Source organism: Mycobacterium sp. pUA109 (assembly GCF_041287095.1).
Lineage (GTDB): Bacteria > Actinomycetota > Actinomycetes > Mycobacteriales > Mycobacteriaceae > Mycobacterium.
In genome coordinates this window covers 1-429 of record NZ_JBGGKS010000063.1, presented here as the reverse complement: position 1 = coordinate 429, position 429 = coordinate 1, and the positions used below count along the sequence as shown (strand labels likewise).

At 66.7% G+C, this 429-nt stretch carries 1 protein-coding gene; it reads left to right on the top strand.

Annotated features, from left to right (window positions below):
* Positions 1 to 429: molybdopterin dinucleotide binding domain-containing protein (locus ACAG26_RS27680; protein WP_370486273.1), on the top strand; the 429-nt coding region annotated here is incomplete at both ends.

The window sequence follows — 429 nt, the reverse complement described above, 5'->3', positions numbered from 1 at the left end:
ATGACTGGATCGCCGAATACGGCGAATGGTTGCCGGTCTACCGCCCGCCGCTCGACCATCGTCGGTTCGGCGAGCAGGGGCCGTCCGTGGATGGCCGGCCCGAGGTCACGGTGCGCTACGTTACGCCGCACTCGAAATGGTCGATCCACACCGAGTATCAGGACAACCTGCACATGCTGCGGCTGTTCCGCGGCGGGCCGGTGATCTGGATGAGTCCGGCCGATGCGGCCACGATCGGGGTGTCCGACAACGATTGGATCGAGGCCTACAACCGCAACGGCGTGGTGGTGTGCCGGGCGGTGGTCACCCACCGGATGCCCAAGGGCACCGTGTTCATGTACCACGCGCTCGACCGGCATCTGATGACCCCGAAGTCGGAGGTGTCCGGGCTGCACGGCGGCGGGCACAACTCGCTGACCCGGCTGGTGA